This window comes from Streptomyces kebangsaanensis (genome assembly GCF_001906585.1).
Classification (GTDB): domain Bacteria; phylum Actinomycetota; class Actinomycetes; order Streptomycetales; family Streptomycetaceae; genus Streptomyces; species Streptomyces kebangsaanensis.
This window is the reverse complement of sequence record NZ_JUJA01000029.1, coordinates 3,576-8,986: the sequence shown is the minus strand read 5'-3', so window position 1 is coordinate 8,986 and position 5,411 is coordinate 3,576. Positions and strand designations below refer to the sequence as shown.

Sequence of the window (5,411 nt, the reverse complement as noted above, 5' to 3'; positions counted from 1 at the left end):
CGGCGTCGAAGCCCAGCGTCAAAGGCCCTGTAAAGGGGGAGCGACGATACGGTCCGTAGCATCACGCGAAGCCTGCGGCGTCGTTACTCAGCCATCCTTTCGGGTGGAACGAGGGAGTGCCGAGCCCTTCGAAATCGGGGTGAAGGCCATGGAAGCGGTGAAGATCCTGGACGGGCAGCCGTGAAGGACTCCCCGGCGTATGGGGCGCGGAACGTATCGAGGGTGGCGGCGGGAACTGGGGAGGCCCTCCCTGGCCCGGTGACCTGCGGAGAATCGTCGCCGGAAGCTGCGCGTCCTATAACCGGTGATCCCGGGAAGTGGGCGTGAGCCGGGTGGGCGTCGGAGGTGGCCGTAGTACTGCTTGAGCCGAGGAGACAGCACAACTCCCGGTGAGGGAAGGGCCACTGCTTCGTCGGTGCGTCATGGTGACAAGGAGGGGCCCGGTGAGTGCCCATATGGCTAGTCCCGCCGTCGGGGGACGTTCTCCCTCGGACAAGGTCCGCGCTTTGCAGCATGCGCTTTACCGGTCGGCCAAGGCCGATCCCGGACGGCGGTTCCACGCGCTGGGAGACAAGATCCACCGCAGGGATGTGCTCCGGCGTGCGTGGGCCATGGTGCGTGCCAACAACGGCGCACCGGGCATCGACCGCACCACCCTGGCCCAGGTTGAGGAGTACGGCATCGACCGTCTTCTCGACGAAGTGACCGACGAGTTGGGGCGGGGACAGTATCGTCCCCAGCCCGCCCGCCGGGTGTTCATCCCCAAGCCGGGGGTGAAGGACGAGCGCAGGCCGCTGTCCATCCCGACGGTTCGTGACCGCATCGTGCAGGCGGCGATGAAGATCGTGCTCGAGCCGGTCTTCGAGGCCGACATGCTGCCGTGCAGCTTCGGGTTCCGCCCGAAACGCTCGGCGCACGATGCTCTGCAGGTGCTCATCGACGAGCACCATCGGGGCAGGCGGTGGGTGGTGGAGACGGACATCGCCGAGTGCTTCTCGGCGATCCCGCATGAGGAGTTGATGCGCGCGGTCGAAGAGCGCATCTGTGACCAGTCTGTTCTCAGGCTCCTGCGGCAGATCCTGCGGGCCGGGGTGATGGAGGACGGGCAGGTGCGGCGGCCGGTGACCGGGACCCCGCAAGGCGGTGTGATCTCACCGTTGATGTGCAACGTCTATCTGCACCGGCTGGACCGGGCATGGGACGAGCACGACGGAGTCCTGGTCCGTTACGCCGACGACCTGGTCGTGATGTGTTTCTCCCGCAGTCAGGCCGAGCGGGCACTCGCCCGACTGGCCGCACTGCTGGGGGAGTTGGGGCTGAGGCCGAAGGAGTCCAAGACGAGGATCGTGCACCTGATGACGGACGGGGAAGGCTTTGACTTCCTCGGGTTTCACCATCGTCAGGTCCGCTCCCGGGGACTGCGCGGACGCCGACGCGTCGACTTCCTGGCCCGCTGGCCCTCGGACAGGGCGATGCAGCACGCCCGCGACCGGATCCGGGAGATCACCGCCCGGCGCCGGCTTCCGCTGCATCCCGAAGCGATCGTGGGGGATGTGAACCTGTTCCTCCGCGGGTGGATGGCGTACTTCCGGTACGGCCATTCCGCCCGCCGCTTCAGCAAGATCGGAAGGTTCGCGCGGGAACGCGTCGCGCACTTCATCAGCAGAAAGCACCGGCGCAGCCGGGCCTTCGGCTGGTGGGTGCTGACCGTCTCGTCCCCGAATGAACTTGGCCTGATCAGCCCGTATGGAACCGTCGTGGCACCCAGGGCCGGAAAGCCCTGGCGGGAGAGGCCGAATGCCGTCGGTGAACGGCGTCGGTGAGCCGTGTGCGGGAGAACCGCATGCACGGTTCGAAGCGGCGGGGGCTGGAAACGGAGCGGAAGCACTCCGCCACCGCGCCAGCCCCCGACCCTACAGCGGCTGTGCTTGGCGGTGGAGCCGTTCGGACACCATGGCCCTTCATGTCGGCGACCAGTAGTCCCCGTAACTGACAGAGTTTGCCCATCAGTTGCGGCGGAGTGGGTGCAAGTCGAGCACTGCTGCTTGGGCCGCCGACATATCTGGAACATCCGAGGAAACATCAATGGCTCGTCCACCTGCGCTCAAGCTCGCCGAGGTCCTAGCGGAAATCAGGATGAGCCCGTCGGCTTTCTATCGCCTGCGCGCTCGCGGTCAGGCACCCCGAATGATCAAGCTGCCCAATGGTGAACTGCGCTGCCGCCGCGCCGATCTGGATGCGTGGTGGGATGCCTGTGAAAGGGATACGCCTGGATGGCGATGAGTTATAACATCCGCTTCTGGGAGATACGTGAGCGCCCCGATCGGCGCAAGCCTTTCCAGATTCGGTGGACGGTTAACGGGCGAGAGAAGTCTGAGTCCTTCATCGCGTTCGCGCTTGCTGACAGCCGGCGTGCGAAGCTGATGACAGCCGCGCGCGAGGGTGAGCCGTTTGACGAGCACACAGGTCTGCCAGCATCCGAGTTGCGGTCCATCAAGCAGCGCACTACGTGGTACGACCTGGTGCACGAATACATCGAGCAAAGATGGGAGCGCACGCCAGGGAACACCCGCCGCACCCTGGCTGATGCCTTCGCTACGGTCACGCCCGCCCTGGTACGCCCCGGCGCAGCGTATTCCGATCCGCGGGTACTGCGGCGTGCCCTGTACTCGTGGGCATTCAACAAGAAAGCTTGGGAGTGCGAGCCCACCGAGGAGTGGCTCCATGCGCTGGACTGGATGAAGCGCAACTCGCTGCCGGTCAGCGCCCTCGCGGAAGCCGACGTTCTGAGGCGGGCCCTCGATGCGATGTGCCGCAAGCTGGACGGCAAGGCGGCTGCGGCTAAAACAGCCCGACGCAAGAGGGCTGCATTCAACGAAGCTCTCAACACTGCGGTGGAGAAGGGGTACTTCGCAGAGAACCCCCTCAAAGGGCTCCGGTGGCAAGCGCCAGCAGTCAGTGAGGAGGTGGATCCGGCCGCCGTTCCCAATCCGGCCCAGGTGCTTCGGCTGCTCGAGGCCGTTGCTCGCCAGCGGGGGCGGGGTCCTCATCTTGAAGCATTCTTCGGCTGCATGTACTTCGCGGCTATGCGGCCAGCAGAGGTCATCCACCTTCGGATCGAGCAATGCCACTTGCCAAAGACGGGATGGGGCATGCTGAACCTCTCGGGCGGGGTCGTCACGTCTGGCAAGGGGTGGACCGACGACGGTGAGGTGCACGAGGTGCACTCGCTCAAGCGTCGCGCGGCAAGCGCGACGCGGCCTGTTCCCATCCCGCCGCAGTTCGTACGCATGCTGCGTGCCCATGTGAATCGGTTCGACGTGGCACCTGACGGTCGACTTTTCCGGAACCAGGCTGGCAATTACGTGGACGCTGCCGCCTACGGCATCACATGGGCGCGGGCCCGGGAATACGCCCTGACCCGTACTGAGCGCACTTCTCGCCTGGCCAAGCGGCCTTACGATCTCCGTCACGCCGGGATCTCGTTCTGGCTCTACTCCGGAGTGGACCCGGCCGAGTGCGCCCGCCGCGCCGGCCAGAGCATCGAGGTTCTCTTTCGCCACTACGCCAAGTTCCTTGACGGCCTTCGAGAGCAGGCGAACCGTCTCATCGAGCAGTCCATGAACGAGTGGCAGCGCGTCAGTCAGGGTGACGTACCCGAGGGCTGAACCGGGGGTTTGGTCCGTGACTGGTCCGGAAGCACTGGTCAGGAGGGGTGCAGTCGTGGGAGGAATTGGGAGTTAGCACGCAAGCCGGGCCCGGTCGAGAACGGGTTGCACGAAGGGCGCCTGACGGGTGAAAACCCAGTTCAGGCGCCATTTCGCATGTGTCTAGAAGAAGCCCAGCCTCTTCGGCGAGTACGACACCAGAAGATTCTTCGTCTGCTGGTGGTACAGCGCTTGCGTGTCTCTGGTCCGAAAATAACGTCTGACTGACCGCGGGTTGTGGGTGAAGGTCACGCCGCTTCGATGGGTTCGAAGCGGACGGTGAGGCCGAGGGCGTTGGCTTGTCGGGTGATGCGTCGCAGGGCGCGTTCGGGGTCGTGCTTGGTGTAGTAGTCGCCGCCCAGGTCGTGGAAGCCGGTGTCCTGGGTGAGCATGTGCCACACGGCGGTGAGGATGGAGTGCTCGAGGGCGACCAGCGCCTTCTTCTTGCCCAGGCGGGGCATGAGCCGCATGTAGCGGGCGCCGAGGTAGGTGCGGTCGCGGGTGCGGGAGGCGGCCATGGCCGCGGTGCCGAGCGCGGCACCGAGCCAGCGGTTCCCGTGGCGTCTGCGCCCGGACTTGTGCTTCCCCGCGGACTCGTGGTTGCCGGGGCAGACCCCGGCCCAGGAGGCCAGGTGTCCGGCGGTGGCGAAGCGGTTCATGTCCGCGCCGGTCTCCGCGATCAGCACTTCGGCGACGGCCTGCCCGACGCCGGGAACGGTCTGCAGCAGCTCAAGCTGGCGCGCGAAAGGGCGCACATCCTCCTCGATCCGCGCCGACAGCTCCGCGATCGTGGTCTTGAGGTGGTCGATCCGCTCCAGGTGCAGCCGGCAGAGGAAGGCGTGGTGCTCGCCGAAGTTCCTCGTGAGTGCTTCCACCAGTTCGGGGATCTTGGGGCGCATGCGGGCCTTAGCCATCTGGGCGAGCGTGTGGACGTCGCGTTCGCCGTCGATGAGCGCGTCGAGCATGGCCCGTCCGGACACGCCCAGGATGTCGGTTGCGACCGTGGAGAGCTTGATACCGGCGTCCTTGAGCTCCTTCTCCAGCCGTTGGGCCTCCCGGGACAGCTCGCTCGCGAGGGTGGAGCGGTAACGGGTCAGATCGCGCAGGTGCCGGATCGGCTCCGGCGGCACGAACGAGGCCCTCAGCAGCCCGCACTCACCCAACTGGCACAGCTACGCCGCGTCCGCGACGTCCGTTTTGCGCCCGGGCAGTCCCTTGGAGTGGGCGGCGTTGACCAGGATCACGTTCAGGCAGTCCTCGAGCAGGTAGAACGCCCCGCGCCAGTAGTCGCCGGTGGCCTCCATGACCACGAGGGTAACCTTCTCCGCCAGCAGCCAGTCCCGCAGCTCCAGCAGCGCGTTGGTCGTGGTGGCGAAGGTCCGGATCTCCTGCCGGCGCGAACGCCGACCGCTGGGACTGGGCGTGCGCACGCACGCCTTGAGGTCCTTCTTGCCGATGTCCAGCGCGGCACACCGCTCGTGCAGCACGTCCATGACCCAGCCCCTCCCACCTGCCGATCGACCGCCCAGGGCGTGCCGTCCGGAGGAGCCACAGGGCTGAAGAGTCTGGTCCGCGTGCTGCCGCAACAATTGACGGTCCCTGCAAGCGGCTCCCGACGCCATACTGACACGCGAGCTCACAGGCATCACAGATTCGCCGGCGTCCCGGACGGACACGCCCCGATTTTCCCGGCCTCACGGCGGC

At 66.3% G+C, this 5,411-nt stretch carries 3 protein-coding genes and 1 pseudogene; 3 read left to right on the top strand and 1 reads right to left on the bottom strand.

Annotated features, from left to right (window positions below):
• Window positions 1-443 precede the first annotated feature (443 nt).
• From ltrA to RH94_RS02665, 3 genes are all read left to right on the top strand, one after another.
• Window positions 444-1,823, top strand: a complete 1,380-nt coding sequence (ltrA, locus tag RH94_RS02675; protein WP_073946045.1) for a group II intron reverse transcriptase/maturase — start codon at window positions 444-446, stop codon at window positions 1,821-1,823.
• 262 nt (window positions 1,824-2,085) lie between these two features.
• Window positions 2,086-2,283: a helix-turn-helix transcriptional regulator gene (locus RH94_RS42060; protein WP_073946053.1), complete on the top strand. Its 198-nt coding sequence runs from the start codon at window positions 2,086-2,088 to the stop codon at window positions 2,281-2,283.
• Entirely contained in the window at window positions 2,274-3,668 is a 1,395-nt protein-coding gene (locus tag RH94_RS02665; RefSeq protein ID WP_073946052.1) for a tyrosine-type recombinase/integrase, read from the top strand. Before RH94_RS42060 ends, RH94_RS02665 begins: the two co-directional genes overlap by 10 nt.
• Window positions 3,669-3,955: 287 nt before the next feature.
• On the opposite strand, the pseudogene RH94_RS02660 reads toward RH94_RS02665, so the two are convergent.
• Window positions 3,956-5,200, bottom strand: a pseudogene (locus tag RH94_RS02660) (IS110 family RNA-guided transposase).
• Between the last annotated feature and the right edge of the window lie 211 nt (window positions 5,201-5,411).

What these genes read in the sequence shown, in the direction of transcription:
- RH94_RS42060 (WP_073946053.1), top strand. Translation starts at nt 2,086, where the DNA reads ATGGCTCGTCCACCTGCGCTCAAGCTCGCCGAGGTCCTAGCGGAAATC.
- RH94_RS02665 (WP_073946052.1), top strand. Translation starts at nt 2,274, where the DNA reads ATGGCGATGAGTTATAACATCCGCTTCTGGGAGATACGTGAGCGCCCC.